The organism is Methylocaldum sp. GT1BB, from assembly GCF_051027545.1.
Classification (GTDB): domain Bacteria; phylum Pseudomonadota; class Gammaproteobacteria; order Methylococcales; family Methylococcaceae; genus Methylocaldum.
The window spans coordinates 2,610,723-2,634,301 of sequence record NZ_CP194902.1 but is presented as its reverse complement, the minus strand read 5'-3'; the positions used below and the strand labels follow the sequence as shown (position 1 = coordinate 2,634,301).

The 23,579-nt window shown below is 57.5% G+C and carries 19 protein-coding genes, 1 other RNA gene and 1 pseudogene; 15 read left to right on the top strand and 6 right to left on the bottom strand.

Translation table 11 applies throughout. The features are described 5' to 3' along the window. Position 1 precedes the first annotated feature (1 nt). Complete coding sequence (locus ACR2TX_RS13195; RefSeq protein WP_077728963.1) at positions 2 to 892, top strand: carbon-nitrogen hydrolase; 891 nt, start codon at positions 2 to 4, stop codon at positions 890 to 892. A gap of 139 nt (positions 893 to 1,031) precedes the next feature. Here the strand turns inward: ACR2TX_RS13195 and ACR2TX_RS13190 are convergent, their stop codons facing one another. After that, a complete protein-coding gene (locus ACR2TX_RS13190) occupies positions 1,032 to 1,355 on the bottom strand; it encodes an H-NS family nucleoid-associated regulatory protein (RefSeq protein ID WP_077728962.1) in 324 nt (107 codons plus the stop codon). A gap of 351 nt (positions 1,356 to 1,706) precedes the next feature. Between ACR2TX_RS13190 and mfd the strand changes: the two genes are divergently transcribed. The 7 genes from mfd to ACR2TX_RS13155 all read left to right on the top strand — a co-directional run bounded on the left by mfd (position 1,707) and on the right by ACR2TX_RS13155 (position 9,618). After that, a complete protein-coding gene (gene mfd, locus ACR2TX_RS13185) occupies positions 1,707 to 5,189 on the top strand; it encodes a transcription-repair coupling factor (RefSeq protein WP_077728961.1) in 3,483 nt (1,160 codons plus the stop codon). A 94-nt stretch (positions 5,190 to 5,283) separates the two neighbouring features. Beyond that, positions 5,284 to 6,294 (top strand): DUF475 domain-containing protein, encoded by a 1,011-nt coding sequence (locus ACR2TX_RS13180; protein WP_077729113.1) that lies wholly within the window; start codon positions 5,284 to 5,286, stop codon positions 6,292 to 6,294. Positions 6,295 to 6,400: 106 nt separating this feature from the next. Further along, positions 6,401 to 6,497: signal recognition particle sRNA small type (gene ffs, locus ACR2TX_RS13175), an RNA gene on the top strand. A gap of 50 nt (positions 6,498 to 6,547) precedes the next feature. Further along, a complete protein-coding gene (dnaX, locus tag ACR2TX_RS13170; RefSeq protein WP_077728960.1) occupies positions 6,548 to 8,197 on the top strand; it encodes a DNA polymerase III subunit gamma/tau in 1,650 nt (549 codons plus the stop codon). Between the two features lie 11 nt (positions 8,198 to 8,208). After that, positions 8,209 to 8,532, top strand: a complete 324-nt coding sequence (locus tag ACR2TX_RS13165; RefSeq protein WP_077728959.1) for a YbaB/EbfC family nucleoid-associated protein — start codon at positions 8,209 to 8,211, stop codon at positions 8,530 to 8,532. Between the two features lie 37 nt (positions 8,533 to 8,569). Further along, positions 8,570 to 9,166 carry a recombination mediator RecR gene (gene recR / locus ACR2TX_RS13160; RefSeq protein WP_077728958.1) on the top strand — a complete coding sequence of 199 codons (597 nt, stop codon included), beginning with the start codon at positions 8,570 to 8,572 and terminating at the stop codon, positions 9,164 to 9,166. A gap of 107 nt (positions 9,167 to 9,273) precedes the next feature. Next, entirely contained in the window at positions 9,274 to 9,618 is a 345-nt protein-coding gene (locus tag ACR2TX_RS13155) for an HIT domain-containing protein (protein ID WP_133716663.1), read from the top strand. 104 nt (positions 9,619 to 9,722) lie between these two features. Here the strand turns inward: ACR2TX_RS13155 and ACR2TX_RS13150 are convergent, their stop codons facing one another. Beyond that, the gene (locus tag ACR2TX_RS13150) at positions 9,723 to 10,172 is read right to left on the bottom strand and encodes a hypothetical protein (RefSeq protein ID WP_240502423.1); all 450 of its coding nucleotides are present in this window, start codon (positions 10,170 to 10,172) and stop codon (positions 9,723 to 9,725) included. A 247-nt stretch (positions 10,173 to 10,419) separates the two neighbouring features. Here ACR2TX_RS13150 and ACR2TX_RS13145 point away from each other — a divergent pair, with 247 nt between their 5' ends. Continuing rightward, positions 10,420 to 11,343: a 5'-nucleotidase gene (locus ACR2TX_RS13145; protein ID WP_240502422.1), complete on the top strand. Its 924-nt coding sequence runs from the start codon at positions 10,420 to 10,422 to the stop codon at positions 11,341 to 11,343. 166 nt (positions 11,344 to 11,509) lie between these two features. Here the strand turns inward: ACR2TX_RS13145 and ACR2TX_RS13140 are convergent, their stop codons facing one another. The 4 genes from ACR2TX_RS13140 to ACR2TX_RS13125 form a co-directional block, all read right to left on the bottom strand. Next, positions 11,510 to 13,237 carry a cation:proton antiporter gene (locus ACR2TX_RS13140; protein WP_434132370.1) on the bottom strand — a complete coding sequence of 576 codons (1,728 nt, stop codon included), beginning with the start codon at positions 13,235 to 13,237 and terminating at the stop codon, positions 11,510 to 11,512. Between the two features lie 88 nt (positions 13,238 to 13,325). Then, positions 13,326 to 14,417 carry an ABC transporter ATP-binding protein gene (locus tag ACR2TX_RS13135; protein WP_086135323.1) on the bottom strand — a complete coding sequence of 364 codons (1,092 nt, stop codon included), beginning with the start codon at positions 14,415 to 14,417 and terminating at the stop codon, positions 13,326 to 13,328. 88 nt (positions 14,418 to 14,505) lie between these two features. Then, positions 14,506 to 16,581, bottom strand: coding sequence for a glucoamylase family protein (locus ACR2TX_RS13130; RefSeq protein WP_434132367.1), 2,076 nt, complete (start codon positions 16,579 to 16,581; stop codon positions 14,506 to 14,508). 369 nt (positions 16,582 to 16,950) lie between these two features. After that, on the bottom strand, positions 16,951 to 18,045 hold the full coding sequence (locus ACR2TX_RS13125) for a phosphatidylinositol-specific phospholipase C (RefSeq protein ID WP_434132365.1): 1,095 nt from the start codon (positions 18,043 to 18,045) through the stop codon (positions 16,951 to 16,953). 416 nt (positions 18,046 to 18,461) lie between these two features. Between ACR2TX_RS13125 and ACR2TX_RS13120 the strand changes: the two genes are divergently transcribed. The 6 genes and pseudogenes from ACR2TX_RS13120 (at position 18,462) to rng (ending at position 23,572) form a co-directional block, all read left to right on the top strand. After that, positions 18,462 to 19,367, top strand: a complete 906-nt coding sequence (locus ACR2TX_RS13120) for a hypothetical protein (RefSeq protein ID WP_143735082.1) — start codon at positions 18,462 to 18,464, stop codon at positions 19,365 to 19,367. A gap of 88 nt (positions 19,368 to 19,455) precedes the next feature. Then, a pseudogene (locus ACR2TX_RS13115) lies at positions 19,456 to 19,647 on the top strand (helix-turn-helix domain-containing protein); the annotation flags it as partial. A gap of 112 nt (positions 19,648 to 19,759) precedes the next feature. Further along, a complete protein-coding gene (gene nadA, locus ACR2TX_RS13110) occupies positions 19,760 to 20,857 on the top strand; it encodes a quinolinate synthase NadA (RefSeq protein ID WP_434132363.1) in 1,098 nt (365 codons plus the stop codon). 184 nt (positions 20,858 to 21,041) lie between these two features. After that, complete coding sequence (gene rlmH, locus ACR2TX_RS13105; RefSeq protein WP_077728948.1) at positions 21,042 to 21,509, top strand: 23S rRNA (pseudouridine(1915)-N(3))-methyltransferase RlmH; 468 nt, start codon at positions 21,042 to 21,044, stop codon at positions 21,507 to 21,509. Position 21,510: 1 nt separating this feature from the next. Further along, positions 21,511 to 22,110 (top strand): Maf family protein, encoded by a 600-nt coding sequence (locus ACR2TX_RS13100; protein WP_077728947.1) that lies wholly within the window; start codon positions 21,511 to 21,513, stop codon positions 22,108 to 22,110. Positions 22,111 to 22,117: 7 nt separating this feature from the next. Beyond that, positions 22,118 to 23,572 (top strand): ribonuclease G, encoded by a 1,455-nt coding sequence (gene rng / locus ACR2TX_RS13095; RefSeq protein WP_077728946.1) that lies wholly within the window; start codon positions 22,118 to 22,120, stop codon positions 23,570 to 23,572. Positions 23,573 to 23,579: the final 7 nt, after the last annotated feature.

The window sequence follows — 23,579 nt, the reverse complement described above, 5'->3', positions numbered from 1 at the left end:
TATGACACAATCGATCAAAATAGGTTTGGTACAACAAGCCTGCGGCTCTGCGGACAAGGATGTCAATCTGAAGATATCGATTCAGGGTGTGAAAGATGGCGCGGCCCAGGGTGCGAAACTGGTATTGCTGCCGGAACTCCATCTCGGCCCTTATTTCTGCCAGACGGAAGATTGCAGCCGTTTCGATCTGGCCGAACCCATACCGGGACCGACCACCGAAATCTTGGGCGTACTTGCTAAAGAGCTTGGAATAGTCATCGTAGCTTCGCTATTCGAACGGCGCGCTCCGGGGCTATATCACAACACGGCTGTCGTACTGGAAAAAAACGGCAGTTTAGCGGGTAAATACCGAAAAATGCATATACCCGATGATCCGGGATATTATGAAAAATTTTATTTCACGCCCGGTGATATAGGTTTCAAACCGATAACCACCTCATTGGGAAAACTCGGAGTCTTGGTATGCTGGGACCAATGGTATCCGGAAGCCGCGCGGCTAATGGCCCTTGCGGGTGCCGATCTGCTGCTGTACCCCACGGCCATCGGCTGGAATCCGGACGACGACGCCGACGAACAGCAAAGGCAATTGCAAGCCTGGATAACCATTCAACGGGCACACGCCGTTGCCAATGGCCTACCGGTCATCTCCTGCAATCGCATCGGGCACGAGCCTGATCCAAGCGGTCAAACCAGAGGCATCATGTTCTGGGGAAATAGTTTTGTCGCCGGCCCCCAAGGGGAAATTCTTTGTCAGGCCAACGAGAAAGAAGAGCGGGTTATGGTGGTTGAAATAAACCGCCGCCGATCGGAGGACGTCCGTCGAATCTGGCCGTACCTGCGTGACCGGCGGATCGAAGAGTATGGCGGATTGACTAAACGTTATCTGGATTAGCAAAATCGCCGCGAAACCAGGTACAAGAATTCATCGGCAGCCAAGTTTCAGGAGCCAAAATCCTTTCGATCCTGTTCACTCGATAGCAGAATTGCAGTGGAACCCGGCGGTCCGGCCGGGGACCTTATCTTGCTCTCGATCAGGACTTCACTTCAAAGTCCTCCAGCTTATGGCCTTGCTCGATGAGCGTTTGCAGCCATTTCGGTTTCATACCACGGCCGGTCCATTTTTGAGACAGATTATTGGGGTTTTGGTATTTAACCGGAACTTTACTGCCCTTTCTCCCGGAGACCTTTGTGCCTTCAGTGATGTCCACATTAACACCGATCGAAGCAGCCAATTCCTTTATCTTGCTTATGACTTCCTTGCGCTTAGTTTCCTTCTTTTCTTTCAACGCTTTCTGAGCGTTTTCGATCATGTTTGCCAGTTCGGCTTCGGAAAGGTCTGCTAAATTGCCCTTCATAAACTACCTCTATTATAAAATTGACGTAACAAGATATAGGTTAACCTTGTGAAGACGTAATTAGTATATTAAAAAAATATAAAAAATAAATCGCTCATATTTTAGACAATTAGATAGAAGCAATGAGCGCTGATTCCGCAGTGCCCGTGTTAAAACGGAAGATTGGCGTTATTTCGATTGAATTCCAAGAACCAGGCTGTATCGATGCCGGTCCTACCTGTCAACAATTTGACCGTATATATATAGGTAGACATCCGAATACCGCTAACCCGGTCGCACGAGAGCCTAGAGCGGATTTTTCTGCGACACTACCCCTTTAGTTATTCGTTCGACATTCATCACTTCAGAGCCATGAATCAAGCTGCAAAACAGTTCGGAGCCATTTCACCGTTCACGCCGACCGTTCCGGGCTACAACGCCCCGTCCATGGTCTGGCAAAACCTAAATGGCTGCGGCGATTCTCTGGCCTTGGCTCAGGCGGTAAAGCAAGATAAACGGCTCTATCTGATCGTGACCGAAGATACGCAAACCGCTCTGAGGCTCGAACACGAAATCGAGTTTTTTCTGGACGGAAGCGCGCCGGTACTCCACTTTCCCGATTGGGAAACCCTGCCTTACGACGTTTTCTCTCCCCTGCCCGAAATCGTCTCGGAACGGCTGAAAACGCTCGCCCAATTGGCGCGCATCGAACACGGAATACTGATTACTCCGGTCGCCACCTTGATGCAGCGGTTGGCGCCGCGCTCGCATGTATTGGCCAACACCTTTGCGCTAAAAGTAGGCAGCCGGCTTAATCTAGAAGAGACCCGGCAAAGACTGGAAAGCGTCGGATACGAGTGCGTGTCGCAAGTTCTGCAACACGGGGAATTTGCGGTACGGGGATCGATCATCGATCTTTTCCCTATGGGCAGTACCGTCCCGTATCGTATCGAGCTTTTCGACGATGAAGTGGAATCGATCAGGACTTTCGATACCGAGACTCAACGTTCCCTGGAGAAAGTCAGAGAAATCAGCTTATTTCCCGCTCGCGAGTTTCCTTTCGACGAGGAAGCGATCAAACGGTTTAGACGGGCATTCCGAACGCATTTTTCCGAGGCGTCCATCAACAATCCTTTGTATCAGGACGTCAGCAAAGGCATCGCGTCGGGCGGCATCGAGTACTATCTGCCGCTGTTCGTGGACCAAACCGAAACCTTGTTCGACTATCTGCCGAAAACGGCCGCGGTCGTTCTACACCGTGCCATCGACGATGCCGCCGAGGTTTTCTTTCGAGAGGTCGAAAAGCGGCACGATCACCGGTCGGGGCATATCGACCGCCCTCCACTCCCGCCGGAATCGCTGTTTCTGACGCCCAGCATTCTGGCCGAACGGCTTGCCGTCCATCCCAGAATCTGGATTGCGTCCTCTCCCGCGCGTCCTACCGAAAAATTCGATTCGGTCGACTACGATTGCCGGCCGCTTCCCCCTGTCGCGATAGACCCGAAATTGAAGCAGCCGGCTGTCGCATTGTCCTCTTTCCTAAGCGAGAAGGCTGGCAGGATTTTGTTCGTCGCGGAAACCGCGGGTCATCGGGAAGCACTGCTGGATACTCTGGCGAAATACGCCATAAAGCCGCAAGTCGTCGAAAACTGGCAAGGATTTCTCGCCGCCGAGAAAAGCCCCTGCCTGGTCGTCGCGCCGATGGACCACGGCCTCTGGCTTACCGATCCGCCGTTGGCCATCATTACCGAAACTCAGCTTTCCGGAGAAAGGGCTCAACAACGGAGACGGCGCCGGACCGCAGCCGATCGCAACCTCGAACAGATCTTCCGTAACCTGGAGGAACTGGATATCGGCTCACCGGTCGTGCATCAGGATCACGGCGTCGGCCGCTATCTCGGCCTGACCAAGCTGACAGTAGGCGGGATCGAAACCGAGTTCCTCGCACTGGAGTATGCAAACAACGACAAGCTGTACGTCCCGGTTTCCTCTTTGCACCTGATCAGCCGGTACAGCGGCGCCAGCCCTGACACCGCCCCCCTGCACAAACTGGGCGGGGAACAGTGGCAAAAGGCCAGGCGCAAGGCACTCGAGAGGGTAAGGGATATCGCGGCGGAACTGCTGAATATTTACGCCAAGCGAGCGGCCAAGGAGGGACACGCCTATAAAACGGTGACCGAGGAATATGCCGCTTTCGCCGCCGGCTTTCCCTTCGAGGAAACGCCCGATCAGGAGAACGCCATCCTCGACGTCGTCAAGGACATGGCCGCGCCCCTCCCCATGGATAGAGTCATCTGCGGCGATGTCGGCTTCGGCAAGACCGAAGTAGCCATGCGAGCGGCTTTCATCGCGGCGCAAAACGGCAGACAGGTGGCGGTTCTGGTGCCCACGACCCTATTGGCACAGCAGCATTTTCAGAATTTCCGGGACCGCTTTGCCGACTGGCCGATTCGGGTCGAGGTGGTTTCACGCTTCGTCGGCAAAAAACAGCAGGAGCAGCTCCTCGAAGACTTGGAGAAGGGCACGATAGATATCCTCATCGGCACCCACAAGATTCTGCAAAAGGATGTCCGCTTCAAGAACCTGGGACTGGTGATCGTCGACGAGGAGCACCGGTTCGGCGTCGCCCAGAAAGAGCATTTCAAGAAACTCCGCAGCGAACTGGATTTTCTCACCCTGACCGCGACGCCGATTCCGCGCACGCTCAATATGGCGATGTCCGGGCTCCGGGATATTTCCATCATCGCCACTCCGCCGCCTAACCGGCACGCCATCAAGACCTTCGTCAGCGAATGGGACGATGCCCTGATTCAGGAAGCAATACTCCGAGAAATCAAACGCGGCGGGCAGGTTTATTTCCTGCACAACAAGATCGAAACCATGGAAAAAGCGGCGCGGGACTTGGAGAAGCTGGTGCCGGTCGCCCGTGTCCGCACCGCTCATGGGCAGATGGCGGAGCGGGAACTGGAGCGGATCATGCTGGATTTTTACCATCAGCGTTTCAACGTACTGCTTTGCACCACCATCATCGAAAGCGGTATCGACGTTCCGACGGCAAACACCATCATCATCCACCGCGCCGATTTGCTGGGACTCGCCCAGCTGCACCAGATTCGAGGGCGGGTCGGCCGCTCGCATCATCGCGCTTACGCTTATCTGGTGGTACCGCCGAAATCCTTGATGACCGCCGACGCGGTCAAGCGGCTCGAGGCGATCGAGGCCACGGGCGAACTCGGAGCAGGGTTCATGCTATCTTCCCATGACCTCGAAATCCGCGGCGCCGGCGAGTTGTTGGGCGATGAACAAAGCGGCCAGATTCAAGAAATCGGTCTCAGCCTGTATACCGAGTTGCTGGAACGGGCTGTGGCGGCACTCAAATCGGGCAAATCGCTGGATCTCGACATGCTTCCCCACGAGGCCGGCCCCGAGATCGACCTCCAGTGTCCAGCCCTCATTCCCGACACTTATCTGCCGGACGTTCACACCCGTCTCGTGCTCTACAAGCGCATCGCCAATGCCAAGAACGAAGAGGATTTGCGCAAGCTGCAGGTGGAAATGATCGACCGGTTCGGACTCCTGCCTCCGCAGACCAAGAACTTGTTCGCGATCACCGAACTCAAACTGAGAGCGGAAGCCCTCGGGGTCCACAAGATCGAAGCGGGCTCCGGAAACGGCCGGCTATTATTCAATCCGAATCCGGCCGTCGATCCGGCCCAGGTGATTCGTCTGATCCAAGCCCAACCGCAAACCTACAAACTGGACGGCCCGGATAAACTGAAATTTTTTGCCCGCTTCGATACTCCCGAGAGTAAGGTCGTTTTCATCGGCCAATTGCTGGAGCAACTTGCCGCTTAGTTCGACTGACCGCTTTCGCCTGGACGGCGGCTCTTGGCGGAAAGAACGGTTACCGACCCTCATGGCCGTACTTTTATTTAATGCGGAGTTTTTTGTGCGGTATTTCTTGTTTTCGTTCTTGATTTTGCTGATCGGCTTATCGACCGCTTACTACTGGGCCGGACTGGCCGGTCTCTTCCTGGCGGGCATTTTGAGCGTGATGGAGGTCAGCCTTTCGTTCGACAATGCCGTGGTCAACGCCTCGGTACTGAAAAAAATGACCCCGCGCTGGCAGAGGCGTTTTCTCACCTGGGGCATGGTTATCGCCGTATTCGGGGCCCGTTTTCTCCTGCCCATCCTGATCGTCGCCGTCATCACCGGGCACAGCCTACAGGATGTGGTGATCATGGCTTTCCGAGAAAGCGACGAGTACGCCCGTCACATCACGTCCGCGCACATACAGATTTCCGCGTTCGGCGGCATGTACCTGCTGCTCGTGTTTTTCAGCTTTCTGTTCGAATCGGAAAGAACGCTGCACTGGCTGGGCTGGGTCGAACGCCGCTTGTCGCGCCTGGGCAAACTGGAATCGATCGAGGTCATCACCGCGCTCACGGCTCTTTTGACCGCTCAACACTATCTGCCGCACGAAGAGCGCCTGGACGCCCTGATCGCCGGATTGGCCGGCGTCATCCTATTCGTCCTGGTAAAAAGTCTGTCCGCCCTTTTCGAAACCCCGAAAGCCGCCGAACACACGGCACACAAAGCCGGCTTCATGTCCTTTCTTTATCTGGAAATACTCGATCTGTCTTTCTCTTTCGACGGCGTCATCGGCGCTTTCGCATTATCCAAGGACGTCGTGATCATCATGCTGGGCCTGACCATAGGCGCGATGTTCGTGCGCAGCCTCACGGTTTTCCTGGTTCACAAGCGCACCCTGGACGAATACCTGTTCCTCGAACACGGCGCCCACTACGCCATAGGCGCGCTGGCCCTCCTGATGCTGGCCAGCATGGTCGTCGAAGTGTCCGAAGTGATAACCGGACTGACCGGGATGGGGTTCATTCTGCTGTCGCTGCTGTCGTCTGTTCGTCACAAACGGAGACACCTACGCCGGAAGACCGCTTGAGACAAACGTTATATAGCCTTGAAGCCGGACTCTTAATCGACGATAATACGTTCTCTTCAGCCCCGCCATAGGACATGGCCGGGTCTTCGAGTTCAATGGCGAGTCGCGTCGGTCCCCTCGCAACGATACGCTGTAAACCCCGTCAGGCCCGGAAGGGAGCAGCGGTAGCAGCGGATTCGTGTGCCGAGGTGCGGCTGGCGCGGCTTGCCGCCCTAATTCATTCATCCCGGTCGATAGCGTGCACAAACCCAGAATGCCGTATCAGGCCCTAGCCCGGAAATGGCGACCCCGCACTTTTAGCGAAATCGTAGGCCAGGAGCATGTGGTCCGAGCGTTGACCCACGCGCTCGAATTCGACCGTATGCACCATGCCTATCTCTTCACCGGCACCCGCGGCGTCGGCAAAACCACCATCGCTCGAATCCTGGCCAAGGCGCTCAATTGCGAGGATCGAAAAACTTACGACCCGTGCGGCGAGTGCGTGATCTGCCGCGAAGTGGACGAAGGCCGCTTCGTCGATTTGATCGAAGTGGATGCCGCTTCGCGCACCAAAGTCGAAGATACCCGCGACCTGCTCGAAAACGTGCAGTACGCCCCCAACCAGGGGCGGTACAAGGTCTACTTGATCGACGAAGTGCACATGCTTTCGGGGCATAGCTTCAATGCCCTGCTCAAGACGCTTGAAGAACCGCCGCCCCACATCAAATTCCTGCTGGCCACGACCGATCCGCAGAAAATTCCGGTCACGGTGCTGTCGCGATGCCTGCAATTCAATTTGAAGCGGCTGACGCCGGATCAGATTCGCGCCCAGATGGAAGAAATCCTAAGGCGCGAGAGCATCGAATACGAGGCCGCCGCCGTGAAGCTGCTAGCCCGTGCCGCGGAAGGCTCCATGCGCGACGGGCTGAGTCTTCTCGATCAGGCAATCGTCCACGGCGGCGGCCGGCTCAGGGAAGCCGAAGTCAGCCTGATGCTGGGCACCGTGGCGAGGCATCCGGTCTTCGAGCTTCTTTCGGCACTGGCCGAAGGCGATGCCGCAACCTTGCTCCGGCACATCGAGCAGATGGCGGAGCACACGCCGAATTTCGCCGACGTGCTGCAACAAATCCTGATCATCCTGCACCATGCATCGCTCGCCCAATGGATTCCCGAGGCGATCAAGCGGGAGGACGACGCCGACCTGATTTTGAATCTCGCACAACGGATCGGCGCAGAGGATTTGCAGCTGTTTTATCAGATCGGCTTGATCGGACAGCGGGACTTGCCGCTCGCCCCCGATCCGCGCTCGGGTTTCGAAATGGTGATGCTGCGCATGCTGGCCTTTCGTCCGGCGACGAAATCTGCGGACCTGCGGAGTGCCGTCGACGCGGCTCCCCCACGGAAAACCGATCCGCCGAAAATTGCTCGTCCGCTCGACGCCAGCCCCGTCTCCATGCCGACTCAGGTCGAAGCCGAGCCTGCTCCCGAACCGATTAAGACCGAGATCGGAACAGCTCCTGCGCCGCCCGCGTCTCGAATCGGATCGAGCCATGACTGGCACGGACTGATCCAGGCGATGGGCGTCGCCGGACTGACTCGCGAACTGGCGAACAATTGCGTATTGCAAGACCTGGACGAAAAATCCTGTATCCTGGTGCTCGATCCACAACATGCTCACCTCCGCGTCAGCCGGGTGGAGGCCAACCTGGAAAAGGCTCTGAGGGATTATTTCCGAAGTCCTTTGAAACTGACGATCAAAATCGAGGCGCCCGGACGGGAAACGCCTGCTTCGCTGATTCAACGCGAAAAAGAGGAACGCCAGCGGACCGCGGAAATCGAAATAGAGCAAGACGAGAACATCAGGGCACTGAAAGAGCGTTTCGACGCCCGTATCATCCCAGGTTCCACCAAACCCATTGACTGACGGAGAATCCCATGAAAAACCCGCTCGCCAATCTCATGCAGCAGGCGCAGAAGATGCAGGAAAACCTGCAGAAGGCCCAGGAGGAATTAGCCGCTTTGGAAGTTCAAGGCGAATCGGGCGGCGGACTGGTCAAGGTCGTCATGAACGGCAAAAAGGAAGTGAAAAAGGTCAGCATCGACGAAAGTCTGGTAAGAGACGATCGCGACATGTTGGAAGACTTGGTCGCCGCCGCCGTAAATGACGCGGTAAACCGGGTCAATCGCCTCAAACAGGAAAAAATGTCGGCTTTAACCGGCGGTATCGAGCTGCCCGCCGGATTCAAACTTCCGTTTTGAACGAGTCCTGCCCTAACATTCGACCGCTCTATCGCCAATGCCAAAGACCGGGGCCTTGTCCCAATTGATGCAAGCCCTGCGCTGCCTGCCGGGCGTGGGTCCGAAATCGGCCCAGCGGATGACGTTCTATCTTCTTCAGCGCGACCGGCAAGGCGCGCGGAGTCTCGCCGAATCCCTGCTTTCCGCTCTCGAAAAAATCGGACATTGCGCGCTATGCCGCACCTTGACCGAAGGCGAACTGTGTAATATCTGCGCCAGTCCCAATCGCGACAGAACGCAGTTGTGCATCGTAGAAACGCCTGCCGAGGTTTATGCAATCAGTCAGGCAACCGGATTCAAGGGTCTCTTTTTCGTGCTCAACGGAAGGCTTTCTCCGCTGGATGGCATCGGCCCGGAGGAGTTGCGCCTCGATTTGTTGGAACAGCGGTTGAGGTCGGGCGAAGTCGCGGAAATCATCCTAGCCACCAATACCACGGTGGAAGGAGAAGCCACAGCTCACTACATCAGCGAGATGGCGAGGAAGAACGGAGTTCGGACGACCCGCATAGCCTACGGCGTACCCTTCGGCGGCGAACTGGAATACGTCGACGGCGCCACCTTGGCACATGCGTTCGACGGCCGCAAAGACTTTTGAACCTCGAGACGGCAGTTGACCGCTTTGATGGTGTAGAAAAGCCCTAGGGATTCCGACTGTCCAGCCTTACTATTCCCGTTTCTAGGTTAGACCCAGCGGAGGAAACGATGACGGATTGTCTGTTTTGCAAGATGGTCGCCGGCGACATCAAGCCTGCGGTGGTATACGAGAACGATCACGTGCTGGCGTTTCGGGATATTCGGCCGCGTGCGCCGGTTCATGTGCTGGTCATACCGAAGCGGCACATCCCGACTCTCGACGATCTGCCCGAGGCCGACTCGGTATTGGCTTCCGAGCTACTGCAAGCGGCCAGGAAAGTCGCCCGATCCGAAGGCATCGCGGAATCGGGCTACCGCACGGTCATCAATTGCCGAGGGGATTCCGGCCAAGAGGTCTACCACCTCCACCTCCACGTTCTCGGCGGACGCCCGATGAGCTGGCCGCCGGGTTAATGCCGACGCCGACGGGCTACTCAGATCCGGATTAAAGATCCGGCGTTTTTCCGCCGGATCTTTAATCCGCCACTACGGATTTTCCGGAAACCCCGGCCGGGTACTTATTCCTCCTCGTCTTCCGAGTGGAAATCGATACCCAGAATCGACCAATTCTTGAAATCCGTCGGGTCGTTCTCGACCAAACGGATTTTGCAAGCAAACTTCCTCTCCATCTGTCCCTTCTCGGGATCGACCACCCTGATGCCTGAACGAATGATGTAGGTTCGATTGCCCAAGGCCCACGCATCGTACTTGGCGTCGAGAAAGTCGGCATTTTCAGGCAACATACCCTCTTCTTTCATCGAATTTTTGCAGTGCATCAGCGCGAAGTCGGTACGTTCATTTTTGACGTTACCCAACTGTTCTTCTTCCGTTTCTTGCTCAAAGAACACATCCGATTCGACCACTTTCATCACGAAAGGAAGCACTGCTTTGTCCAAAAGGACATAAAGCAGGATGATGAAGAGGAATAAGAAAAGAAGTGAATACTTGCTACGCAATAAATCTTTCATGGCTGACGCTTTGTTATAGTCTTAGGTAAATTGATAATTGAATAATTTTGGCACGTTCATAAAAGGAGGACAGATTTTGCGGCAGCAGAAAAAAAATGTATATATTGATCGCTTAACCAAACGGCTTTTCGAAGCTCCCTCGGCTGGGCGAAGCAACAGACCGCAAAACAGCAGCTAAGACCCCTCAGATTGCTATTAGTGCCCGCATTGACGTTACGAATTATTTTTCTATGGATTTTTTCGCGACGTGACCAGCCTTCCAGATTTGACAGCCAAGCTTACCAAACAGGATAAGAAACTGGTCGTGGCCATCTCGTCCAGAGCACTATTCGACTTGGACGAATCCCACGCTATTTTCGAACAGGACGGCAAAGAAGCCTTCTGCCGGTACCAGGTCGAACACGAAGACAGCGTCTTGGCGCCGGGCGTGGCTTTTTCGCTGGTCAAGAAACTCCTGGCACTGAACCGGGTATTGGCCGCCCCGATGGTCGAGGTCATCCTGCTGTCGCGCAATAGCGCGGATACCGGACTCCGGGTTTTCAACTCGATTCGGCATCATGAACTCGATATCTGTCGCGCGGCGTTCACCAGCGGCCAATCGCCTTTCAATTACATCGCGGCTTTCGGCGCGCACCTGTTTCTCTCCGCGAACGCGGAGGACGTGGCCAAGGCCTTGGATGCCGGATACGCGGCGGCGACCATCATGTCGGCCAGCAAGTCCGCGAACGAATCCGAGCAACTGAGGATCGCTTTCGACGGCGATGCCGTGCTGTTTTCCGACGAATCGGAGCGCATCTATCGCTCCGACGGGCTGCAAGCGTTTACTGAGAATGAAATTACCGAGGCGCGAAATCCGCTCTCCGGCGGCCCGTTCAAGGCCTTTCTGGCCGCGCTCCACCAAATTCAGACCCTGTTCGGCCCGGACCAGTCGCCGATCCGGACCGCTCTCGTAACGGCCCGCGCGGCTCCCGCCCACGAACGGGTGGTCCGTACCTTGCGCGCCTGGAACATCCGCATCGACGAAGCGCTGTTTCTGGGCGGGATGGATAAAGGCCCGTTTCTGCGGGCGTTCGGCGCGGACATTTTTTTCGACGACCAAAAAGGCCATTGCGAATCCGCCTGCCTCCACGTCGCCACCGGCCACGTACCGCACGGCATCGCCAATCGTTAGCGTCCTACGCTTTTAAAACCGGCGTCAGCGGACTTCCGGACCACGTCACACAAATGCTCGAGAAAGATAACGCCTTCTTTTCCTCCGGAGCGTGTCGTGAGCCCAACATGTAAGTTGGGTTGAGAAACGAAACCGGGCATTTTCGCGGAAATGGCGGGATCCTTCGTCATCCGAGCCTACTAGTCCACCTCAAATGCCTATGGCGCTTCCGCTCGGCGTCGATTTGCTCCTCGACCTCGCCTTTTGAAAAACCGAGCATGGTCAGAACTTCCGCCGCAATCAGCAGGCTGGCCTCGAACATCTCGGGCACCACGTGATTGGCGCCGGCCATGATCAAGCCGGTGTAATCGCTGTGGTGCTGGGTCCTGACGATGACGGGCAGCGCATAACCCGAGGAGCGTATTTTCGAAACCGCTCGCTGGGCTTCCTTAAGCGATTTGAAGGTTAGAATCGCCAGGCGCGCGCGGGCGATGTGGCAACGCTCGAGCAGCTCGATCCGCTCACAACTCCCGTAAATCACCAACTCGCCGTCCTTACGCCCTTTTTTGACCTGCTCGCTGTCGATATCCATCGCGATGAACGGAATCTGGTTGGTCCGCAAAAATCTCCCGATCATTTGCCCGACCCTACCATAACCGGCAAGGATCACGTGATCGCTCAAATCCGGCGGGACATGCTCACTCTCTCTGTCGCGCGCCGAGAACCGCTGCCCTGCCATTCCGGCCAGAGCTTCGCTGATTTCGAAGTTGTAGCGGATCAGCACGGGACTCAAAACCATAGTGGCCCAGGCAATCAAAAGCACCCGTGAACTGGTGTCCGTGGCGAGTATGCCCACTTCGGTGGCCAAGGCGATCAGGGCGAAACCGAACTCGCTCACCTGAGCCAACAGCAGCCCGGCCTTGCAGGCGGTGGGGAAGGATTCGCCGACGATCAGAGCCGATGCGACTGTGATGGCCCATTTGCCCAGTACCGCCAAGGCGGTACCGATCAGGAGCATGGACCACTCGCCGCTCAACAGCCCGATGTCGAGCTTCATGCCGAGACTCGCGAAAAACAGTCCCATCAAGATATCGCGGAACGGCCGTATGCTCATCTCGACCTGATGGCGGAATTCGCTCTCGCCCAGCATGACCCCGATGATGAAGGCGCCGAGCGCCATCGATAGGCCAAAGGCACTCATCAGCCAACCGGAGAGCAATACGATTACCAGAGTCGTCAGCACGAAGATTTCTTCGGATTGAATCTTGGTGATCTCATAGAAAACGTGCGGCAACACCCATCGCGCCACGCCGAGAAGAAAACCTCCCAAGAGCAGACTCGATCCGAGAGTCCACGCGATTTGCCGGTAAACCGGTTGATCGGGGGTAACGGCGAGCGCCGGAATGAGTATCAAAAGAATTACGGCGGCGAGATCCTGAAGAATCGAAACGCTTATGGACAGCTGGGCGTGGTGCCGATTGATGAGTCTCAGCTCATTTAATTCCCGCACGATGATCGCGGTCGACGACACCGTCAGCGCACCGGCGATCACCAGAGAGGCGGCGGACGAATAACCGCCGAACCAGATCAGGACGCCGGACATTACGGCGATCGTAAGGGTCAGTTGCAATACCCCCAAGCCGAACACCGACCGGCGCAGAACGAGCAGCCTGGGCAGGGAGAATTCGAGCCCCAGATCGAATAGCAGGAAGGTGACGCCCAGATCGGAGAAGAGACGGATATTCGCGTCGTCTTTCACCAGGCCCAGCGCATAAGGCCCAATCACGGCGCCGGCGAATAGATAAGCCAGAATGTCCGGAATGCGGAAACGCCGAAAAACGACGACACTGACCAGCGAACTGGTCAGAATGACCAGCAGTTCAAGAAAAAATGCCGGTTGTTTCCAGTCGATCATGACTACCCCGGCTTAGGCGTGGCAGCTACTTTATAGATAAAGCCGGCGGCGAATAAATATCCGACAGGCGCTTATCCCGTTCGTTCAGCTAATCGAACAAGTAAATTTGATCCGGCGATACCGTCAAACGAACGGCCTCATCCTTGGAGAAGAGATGCAATCCGGGCAGTCTTGCCGTCCAGACCGGCGCATCCGACAGTTGATCGCTGGCGCGTCCGGGACGAAAGTGAAGCAAAGTCTCGTGGCCCAGGTATTCCGCGTTGACGACTACGGCCGGAAAGCCGTTTCCGCCCTCTTCCGACAAACGCACGGCTTCCGGGCGAAAACCCGCGGTTACCGGCAAGCCGCGGTCGCGAAGGCTTGCCGCGCACTTGTCGGGCAACACCAGGAGGGCTTGTCCGTTGACCAAGAGTTGCAAGCGTCCGTCTAAGTCCTTTCGCAATTCCGCGGTAAACAAATTCATCGGCGGGTTGCCGATAAATCCCGCGACGAAGGCATTCGCCGGATGCTCATACAGTTCCTTGGGATTGGCCACCTGCTGAATGCGGCCTTGATCCAGCACGGCGATACGCTGCCCCAAGGTCATGGCCTCCACCTGGTCGTGAGTGACATAGATCATGGTCGCGCCCGTGCGCCGCTGCAGATCGCCGATTTCCGCCCGAACCTGAGTGCGCAGCTTCGCATCGAGATTCGATAGCGGTTCGTCGAGCAAGAACACCGTCGGCTCCCGCACCAGCGCCCGCCCCATGGCGACACGCTGACGCTGGCCGCCGGAAAGCTGCTTGGGCAGGCGGTCCATGACATCCCCCAATCCGAGCATGTCCGCGGCCCAGCCTACCCGCCGTCTGATTTCCTCCTTGGAGAGCTTCCGCATCTTCAAGGGAAATTCGAGATTGCCGCGCACAGTCATGGTCGGGTACAAGGCATAATCCTGGAACACCATGGCGATATTCCGCTGCTGCGGACTGAGCTCGTTCGCCACGCGGTCGCCGATTCTTATGATTCCCCCGGTGATCTCCTCGAGTCCCGCGAGCAGTCTCAGCAGGGTGGATTTGCCGCAACCCGAGGGACCGACGAAAACCATCAGCTCGCCGTCCTCGATGCGGAGACTCAGGTCGGAAATGGCCCGATGGCCATTCGGATAGGTTTTATCGACGTGCTCGAATTCGACGCTGGCCATCCTCGACAGGCCTAAAGTGGATGATGGACGTTTCGGCGCGCTGCGCCGCGATCGAAGGTGCGGATAAGCTTCGCTGTCGATGCCACGGTCAAGGCGCCTGATCGACGAACTTCTCGAAGCCGATCAGGGGCAAGGCCCGTTGTACGATCGGATCGGCCGCGAAGCGCTTCTGCACCGCATGGTCGGCGAGATGGTCCGCCAGAGCCACGAGAATCATCGCCTGATTCAGGCACAGATAGTTGTACGCCACTTCGCCCGTCACCGGATTCACCGCGTCGTAGAATCCGAAATCGCCGTAAATGGGATAAAGTTCGATCAGTTTCCGCAAATTGACCGCCGCTTCGGAGGGTTCGGTGAGCAGGGCCAGGGCCGCCGCATGAGGCGTTACCACGCCCTCGCCGTAGCCCGCCGCACCGAGAAACTTTACCCCGTACTCCGAATAACGGTCCGCGCCCGGAGTAGAACTGGGCGACATGCCCCAGACCGGATAACCGAGCGACTCCAGCGCGTATGCCCGCTGTATGTCGGTATGCACTTTGCCGTTGTAGCCGAGGCTGCCCGGTGCGTGCTGCGCTTCATCCAGCACCAGCGCCGGCATCAGCGCCTCGAACAAACTGCCTCCCCACGAAGGCACATAGCGGTAATCCCGCCATTGGTAATAGCCGCCGATCCAGCGAAAACCGTTCACGCTCTTCTCCGTGCGCTCCAGAGGCGTAAGCGACTGCCAATCGAATTCCGCCGGCAGGGTGCGCGCCATCCTGAACCAGTGTTCCTCGGGAACATCGCCCTTGCCGATGGCGATCAAGCTTCCGATGCGGGATTCGGCGTAAAACACCCCGTAATGGAAGGTCGACCGCAAGGCCATGTTCACATAATACCCGTGGGACATGAGCTTATGGTCGGGATCGTAAAAAAAACGGTAGTTGCCGTTTTCGATCAGCCGCGTGCAACGGGCAGCGAACTCCGGAAACGTCTGCCGCGCAACGACGAGACCCGCCGTCAGCCAGGACGAATCCACGAACGAGACGAAATTGCTGGTACGCTCCAGTGTCGTGGTGTTGTAGTAATTGAAATAAAAGCCCCGATAGGTTTCCAGAACTTCCAAGGTCGCGAGCGTCGCCGCGAGCCGTTCCAGCGCCTGCTCGCGGGTAATGAATCCGAGCTCGTGAGCGGCAACCACCGCTAGAAAATGAAAACCGATATTGGTGACGCTAGTGTAATCGCCGATTTTCGAAACCGAGAGATCGACGGAGCCGTTGCCGAAATGCACGCGATCCAGCGGCAAACCGTGCAGCTTGTCGGTCAAAGCGTCGAGGCCGCGCCAGGTATCCTGCGCGATGCGGCGGAGAAATTCCCGCTCGTCGGCAGGCAGGGTTTTGCCGTCGATCAAGGGCGTAGCGGGCCAGCCGGCCAGTCGCTCCCGCAGTTTGGGACGCGCCGCCGCTTCGCCGCCTAAAGCGTCTTCCCAGGCTTTCTTCTTTTCGGCGATGACTAGATCGCCGGTGCCGGGCCCCGGTTTGCCGGTTTTGATCAGCGCGATATCGTCGATCCAATAGGCCCCATTATGGACGCGCATCTCGCGCGGCGAAAAAGTAATGACGAAGGAAGACAATTGGCTCCAGTCCTTGATGCCGATCATGTAATTCAAAGGCACGACGACCTGTTTCCATTGATCGGTAATACCGCTCACCATAAAGCTGCCGACTTCCTTCATCCCGCTCCCTGCCGGTTCCGGACGGCGAAACTGCACCTCGAACTCGGGGTTGAAACCCTCGGCCGGATCTCCCTTGACCCAGAACCTCAAATGATCGTAGTCCGCCGCATCCAGCGAGTTCAAATTCAGCGACGCGCTGAACTCGCCGCTGGTTTCCGGGAGATCCACCGAATCGGCCGACGGCGGCAAGGCGTATCTCACCTGGAGGGACTTCCCCGAAACACCGTTTGTTCGGTCTTCGCCCAGCCGAAACGCCATGCTGGCCGGTTGTCGCTCCACTATGATCTTCCAATCGCTCAATAAGGCGGCTTCGTCCGCCTTACCGTCGAAATCCGCCAAATGAAATTCTTTTAATAAAGGTTCGTCGCTCAGGCCCAGATCGCTTCCCTTAACCGAAACAGCCATCAAACCCAGGCCGACCGTCAATAACAATTGCTGGATTAGGTTCACATCTCCGCCCGCCGGTTATCGTCTTATTGAGCACGAATCGGCTAATTTCATTAAAGTCGCTAAGAATAGAGGATGCCGGCAGGCATCTCAATTCGCGGACGGCGGGCTCGTGCGATGCCGAGTATGCGTAGTTCTCGTGCAGCTCGGCTTATTTCCAGGTCTGAAAAAAGTCTCCGCGTGAAACGGTCATGCTTTTTCGAACCGCCTCAGACAGCATTGCGCAATGGAATGGATTCCAAGCGGAACGATGTACCCCATTTTATTTCCAGTTTCAGCATGAGCGATGCTTTTCACGGTGTGCCAAGATAATAAGAGGGGTGGCAATGCCTCCTCATCTTGCCACCCCTTCATGCGCTCCACCGCTCGAGACTACCTGCGATTCAGCGCGATGATGTTCTCGATCAAGCTTCTACCGGGAAAATCGGCCCAGATGAGGCCGACGCGGGGATAGGGGATGCGCTCCCGGTCTTTGTTTCTCGGGTCCATGTTGAGCAGGTCCACCGTCATCCGCTGCGTCAGAAGCCAAAGGTTGGTCAACTGGTTGGTGCCCAGAAAGGCGATGGAGCAGATGCCCAACACGCAGTTGACCCGCGGAAAATCCGGATACCAGTCCTTCCAGCCCGGCGTGGTCAGGCCGGTCATCAGTTGGGGCGCGTTGGTGCCCGGCGAGCTATGGCCGCTGGCGACGAAGTAGGGAAAAGCGATTTCGGCGCCGTTCAAGCCGATGGAAAAAACCGTATCGGTCGACGCCGTCGCGGCCAGTTGGAGCTGGGATTTGACCGAGGTCCATTTGTCGTAGAGTTTCCAGTTGGTGCTGACTTTCCAATCGTTATCCCGCTTGACGAAGCGGTCGTAATCGAGACCCACTGCGGGCGAGTGATAGAAATTCTGAATGACGACGACCTTGCCTCGGGTTTCGCCCAGGGTCGGATTCTCGCCGGTATACTCCCAGAACAGACCGGGATACCGGGACTTGTAGTCGTCGAAGGTTTCGGCGAAGGACCGGGTGTTTCCCTTGGCCGGCGTGATGTCTGTGGTTTCCGACTGGATATACATGTAAACGGTTTCCCGGGGGTTTTGATTCAGGAACTGCTGCACGGCGTCCAGCACGGTCTCGAAGCTCGCAAACTGGTACACGAAGCCGTGATAGATCTGGAAAGTGTTTTCGTAATGGCGGCAGCGGATATCCAGTGCCCGGATGCCCGCATCGAGTTGTTTCGCGAGCGACATGGATTGCGCCTGAGCATAGTCGCCGCCGTACAACGCCATGGTGTCGTGGGTTCCCGGCACGGATAGTTCGCTGAACTTGCGGCTATCGGGCAGCGAACTCATCCACTGCGGATTGCGGGCGCCGTTGTCGGCGTCGTGCGAATAGGCGGAGTTGTCGATGGCCTGGGAAACCGTGCTTCCCAGGGCGGTGGCTGCGGTAAGGAACCAGGCGGTCAGTGTTTTAAGAGTGTTCACGGCTCGTCTCCTGAATGTATGTAAAGAGATTTCTTTTCGGGTACGGTGACGATGCGTACTGGCGCAAACCGCGGGCCAACACTCGCCTCCTCATGTAAGCGACTGAATTGACTGGGTTATGCCTAAGAGCATGGGGCAGCGAGCCGATCGTAATCCGTCGAGGAATTACGATATTTCGTACACAAAACGATATGGCGTAAAAATGGCGCTGATTTGAGGGGGGCGACCGAGGGGGAACCCAATCCGAAGCGCGTCACCCTGCCTGGCGAGCTTCCCGAGTGCGGGAATTCGGCGCGCGTGTGTCCAGTCTTCGAGGCGATGGCATCCCGGTTGCTTTCAAGGTAAAAGCGCCGTCGTGCCCGGCGGGGCATGGCGAAAGTAACGGGCGAACCCACACCGAACGAGGTCTTGTGATCATGATCCACCGGAAAACCATTTTAGGAGCCGTCGCACTGTTGGCGGGAGTTTGCGGCGAAGCGCTTCCGGCCACTTCCACGGTTGAACCCGAAGCGCGCTATACCGATCAGCGCCTGAGCCTGCGCTGCGAAAATCAAACCTTGCAGCGTTGCCTGGAAGAAGTCGGGGCCGCCGCCGGAATCCGCTTCCTCATCGGCGAGGCGGAAGCCGACCGCCGAAAGGTATCGGTGACGTTCGCCGACCTCGACGTGCCCGAGGCGCTGCGACGACTGCTCGACGGTTATTCCTTCGTAGCTTATCCCGACAACCAAGGACGTTGGGTGACGCGAGTCCTGGGAAATCCGGGCAGCGCGGACACGCTCCGGCTGATCGCCGCGGAGCCGAAACCCGCTCCCGGCGAGCCTAAGAGCCTGGACGAGTTCCGCCCACTGCCCGGATCGTACGCGGGGATCGATCCGGACGAAGCAAGAGATCCCGAAGCCCAACAGAAACTTTTCGAAGAGGCTCAAAGGCGCCGACTGTCCGCTTCGGTGGAACGGGCCCTGGATGCCTTACGATCGCCGTATAGCCGATTGCACGAGGAGGCGCTGGATGTACTGGAGGGCGTTGACGATCCCAGGGCTACGGAAGCGCTGATCGCCACCGCCCAAGCGTCCGGCCGCACCTCCGAGTTCCGTCAGCGTGCAGCGCACCACTTATGGCAGCATGGCGCTAGTCAGGGATTCCGCGATCGTGCGGTGATCGATGCATTCGAGCGACTCGCCGGAGATGCCGATCAAGGAGTGCGGTCGTTTGCGCAACGCGTGGTGCGGGACTGGAACGTCGCCATGAACTCGGGTGCCGAGACTGGCGAGGCTTCCACAGAAACAACGATGACGGAATTAGATGGCGGCGCCATTCCCTGACCGGCCTGCTGCGGCGGAAGCTGAAACTGGTCGGTCATCGCGGCCTGACTCAACGTTAACTGTCTCCGGGAAAACCGGGGCGGTTCAGCTGGACGGTGCACGCACCGCGCTGGAACGCGAAAGCTTTAGCGTGAACAAGGCTGCGCACCGGGCCGGTTTCACCAGTGCCGCCAACTTCGCCACCGCGTTTCGCCGCCAATTCGGCGCCCCCCCTGAATCAACTGCGTCCGCGGAACTGAGTCGGAATATCCCAAACGTCAGTCCGCATTTCTCAGATTGATTCGCAACAAGACCACACCGTCGATCCCGTTCGCGCTACCTATTACGCACTATTTTGCTGTGTTATTATCGGCCTCCACACTGCCTTATTTCACTCGTGTTACCGCCGAATTATGTCCGTATCCGCTCTTGCCATACAGCAATTTGCCCTATTGGATGACGCCGAGTGCGAGCAACGAATCATCGCCGCGAAGCGAAAACTCGGCGATCGTTGCGTGATTCTGGGCCATCATTACCAGCGCGATGAGGTGTTCCGCCACGCCGACCTGACCGGCGATTCCCTCAAGCTGTCCCGCGAAGCCTCCAAGTCCAGTGCCCAGTACATCGTGTTCTGCGGCGTGCATTTCATGGCGGAGGTGGCGGATATCCTGTCGCGTCCCGAACAAATCTCGATTCTCCCCGACCTCGCGGCCGGCTGCTCGATGGCCGACATGGCGAACTTGGCCGCCGTCGAGCGGTGCTGGAACGAACTCGGTCAACTGTTCGATCCCGACGAAATCGTGACGCCGGTGACCTACATCAATTCCGCAGCCGATCTGAAAGCCTTCTGCGGGCGGCATAACGGCATCGTCTGCACCTCCAGCAATGCCCAAAAGATTCTCGACTGGAGCTTCGCCCAGCGGCAGAAAGTGCTGTTCTTTCCCGACCAGCACCTCGGACGCAACACCGGCTATCGCATGGGCATTCCGCTCGACGAGATGGTGACCTGGGATTTCGCCAAACCCATGGGCGGCCTGACCGAAGAGGAAATCCGCCGGGCGAGGATCATTCTCTGGAAGGGCTTCTGCTCGGTGCATCAGATGTTCCGCCCGGAGCATATCGACCGCTTTTTGGAGCGTTCCCCGGACACACGGGTGATCTCCCATCCCGAGTGTTCTTTCGAAGTCTGCCAGAAAGCCCAGTACATCGGCTCGACCGAATACATTCTGAAAACCGTACGCGAGGCGGAGCCGAACACCCGCTGGCTGGTGGGCACCGAGCTCAACCTGGTCAATCGGCTGGCCGAGGAACTCAAGCCGCAGGGCAAGGAAGTTCATTTCATGTCCCCGACCGTGTGCATGTGCTCGACGATGTTCCGAACCGATCCGCAACACTTGCTCTGGGTGCTGGAAAACCTTGTGGAAGGACACGTCGTCAACCGCATCAAAGTACCCGAGGGTGACGCACGCTGGGCCAAGCTGGCTCTGAACAAGATGCTGCAACTGGCTTGATTCGCAACGCGTCGATGGCGAGCCGGTAGGATGCGCTGACGCAAGGAAGCGAATCGTTCGCAACCGATGCGCTTCCCTTCGGTCAGCACATCCTACGTGCTTTTTCTTTCAGCCACCCCATTTGTCGCAGTCGGTAAATTAGGCCGATTGCCTTATAATTCGTTTTTTTGTCCCGCGCTGTCACATGCGGATTCATTTGGTGGCCGTCGGTAACCGTATGCCGGATTGGGTGACGGAAGCTTATTCGGAGTATGCCAAACGCCTGCCCCGGGAGTGCGAACTGGCGCTGAAGGAAATCGCCCCGGCGAAACGCGGGAAGAATGCCGACATCGTCCGACTGACCGAGGATGAAGGAGAGCGGATGCTGGCGGCATTGCCGCGCGATGTGCATGTAGTCGCGCTCGATGTGGCGGGAAAGGAGTGGAGCACGCCGGACTTGGCCGCAACTTTGGCGCGCTGGCTGGAAAGCGGACGCGACGTGGCGCTTCTGGTGGGAGGACCGGACGGACTCTCTCCGGCTTGCCTGGAACGCGCGAATCAACGATGGAGCTTATCGAAGTTGACTTTTCCTCACCCGGTGGTGCGTATCATCGTAGCCGAGCAGATCTACCGGGCGTGGAGCATTCTGCAGCATCACCCTTATCACCGATAGCATGGACACCCGAAGTCCGCAGATTATTTTGGCGTCGGCATCGCCCCGCCGCCGCGAACTGCTCGATCAACTCGGCATCGCCTATGACGTGATGCCGGCCGCAGTTCACGAACACCCGCAGCCGAACGAGTCCCCCGAAGCCTATGTCCAGCGCGTGGCGGCGGAAAAATCGCTCGAAACATGGAAGAGCAGCGGCGGCAGGCTGCCGGTATTGGCGGCGGATACCGAGGTCGTATTGGACGGGAACATCTTGGGCAAGCCGCAAGATTTCGAGCACGCTTCGCGCATGCTCTCGCAGCTGGCCGGTAGGGAGCATCGGGTCCTGAGCGCCGTTTCGCTGCGGAAAGGCGACCGGCATTGGGAAGCGCTGACTGTCAGCAGCGTGAGCTTTCGCCGAATGAGCCAGGAAGAAATCGAAGCTTACTGGGCCACCGGCGAACCCCGCGACAAAGCCGGCGCCTACGCCATTCAGGGCAAGGGTGCGGTCTTCATTCGGCATCTGTCCGGCAGCTACTCGGGCGTCATGGGTTTGCCGCTTTTCGAGACGGCGGAACTGTTGAAATGTGTCGGGATCTCGGTCCTCAACGTTTCTGCCACCTAGCCGGCGCATGAGCGACGAAATACTCATCAACGTCACACCGCGGGAGACTCGCGTAGCCATCGTCGAAAACGGCGTCTTGCAAGAGGTCTTGATCGAGCGGACCCGCCGCCGCGGGCTGGTCGGCAACATCTACAAGGGCAAGATCTGCCGAGTGCTGCCCGGCATGCAGGCCGCTTTCGTGGATATCGGGCTGGAACGGGCGGCATTCCTGCACATATCGGATCTAGGAGCCACCGATCGGGAGAAAACACCGACCGACCAGATCGAGCTGATTTTTCACGAAGGGCAGGAACTGGTCGTACAAGTCGTCAAAGACCCCATAGGTGCCAAGGGCGCGCGGCTCACCACCGAAATCGCCATTCCGTCGGTGTACGAGGTCTATATGCCTTACAGCCGAACCTGCGGCGTATCGCAGCGCATCGAGTGCGCTCAGGAACGGATTCGGCTGCGCACCGTCATCGAAACCTTTCAGAAGGAGCACGCCACCGGAGGATTCATCTCGCGCACCGCCGCCGAGGGCATCGAAGAAACCGCGCTCCGCACCGACATGCTGTTCCTGCTTAAGCTGTGGAACTCCATCGCTCAGCGGATCAAGACCGTCAAGCCGAAAACCTTGCTTCATGAGGACCTGCCGCTCAGCATGCGGGTCTTGCGCGATCTGCACCGCGCCCGAGTCGAGAAAATTCGGGTCGATTCTCGCGAAACCTACGGTCGCCTGGTCAAGTTCGCCAAGGAATTCGTTCCGGAACTGGCTCCCCTCGTCGAGCATTATTCCGGCGAACGGCCTTTGTTCGATCTTTACGGCGTCGAGGACGAAATACAGAAGGCTCTGGAGCGCCGGGTCATGCTCAAGTCAGGCGGCCATCTGGTGTTCGACCAGACCGAGGCGATGACGACCATCGATGTCAACACCGGCGCCTTCGTCGGCGGACGCAGCCTGGAAGAAACCATCTTCAAGACCAATCTGGAGGCGGCCCAAGCCATTGCGCGCCAGCTACGGCTGCGCAATCTCGGCGGCATCATCATCATCGATTTCATCGACATGCGGGACGAGGACCACAAGCAGCAGGTCCTGCAAGCGCTGGAAAAAAGCCTGGAAAAGGACCACGCCAAGAACACCATCAGCGAGGTGTCTTCGCTCGGGCTGGTGGAAATGACGCGTAAGCGCACCCGCGAGAGCCTCGAGCACATCCTGTGCGAGCCCTGTCCGGCGTGCAGCGGACGCGGGGTGTTGAAAACGCCGGAAACGGTCTGCATGGAGATTTTCCGCGAAGTCATTCGCGAAGTGCGTCAATATAATGTCCAGGAACTCCTCGTGCTGGCATCCAACGAAGTCGTCGAGCGACTGCTGGACGAGGAAGCCGACACCTTGTCGGAACTGGAGACATTCCTAGGGGTTCGCATCAAATTCCGCGCCGAAACGCAGTATACCCAGGAGCAATACGATGTCGTCCTGCTGTAGCGCCGTC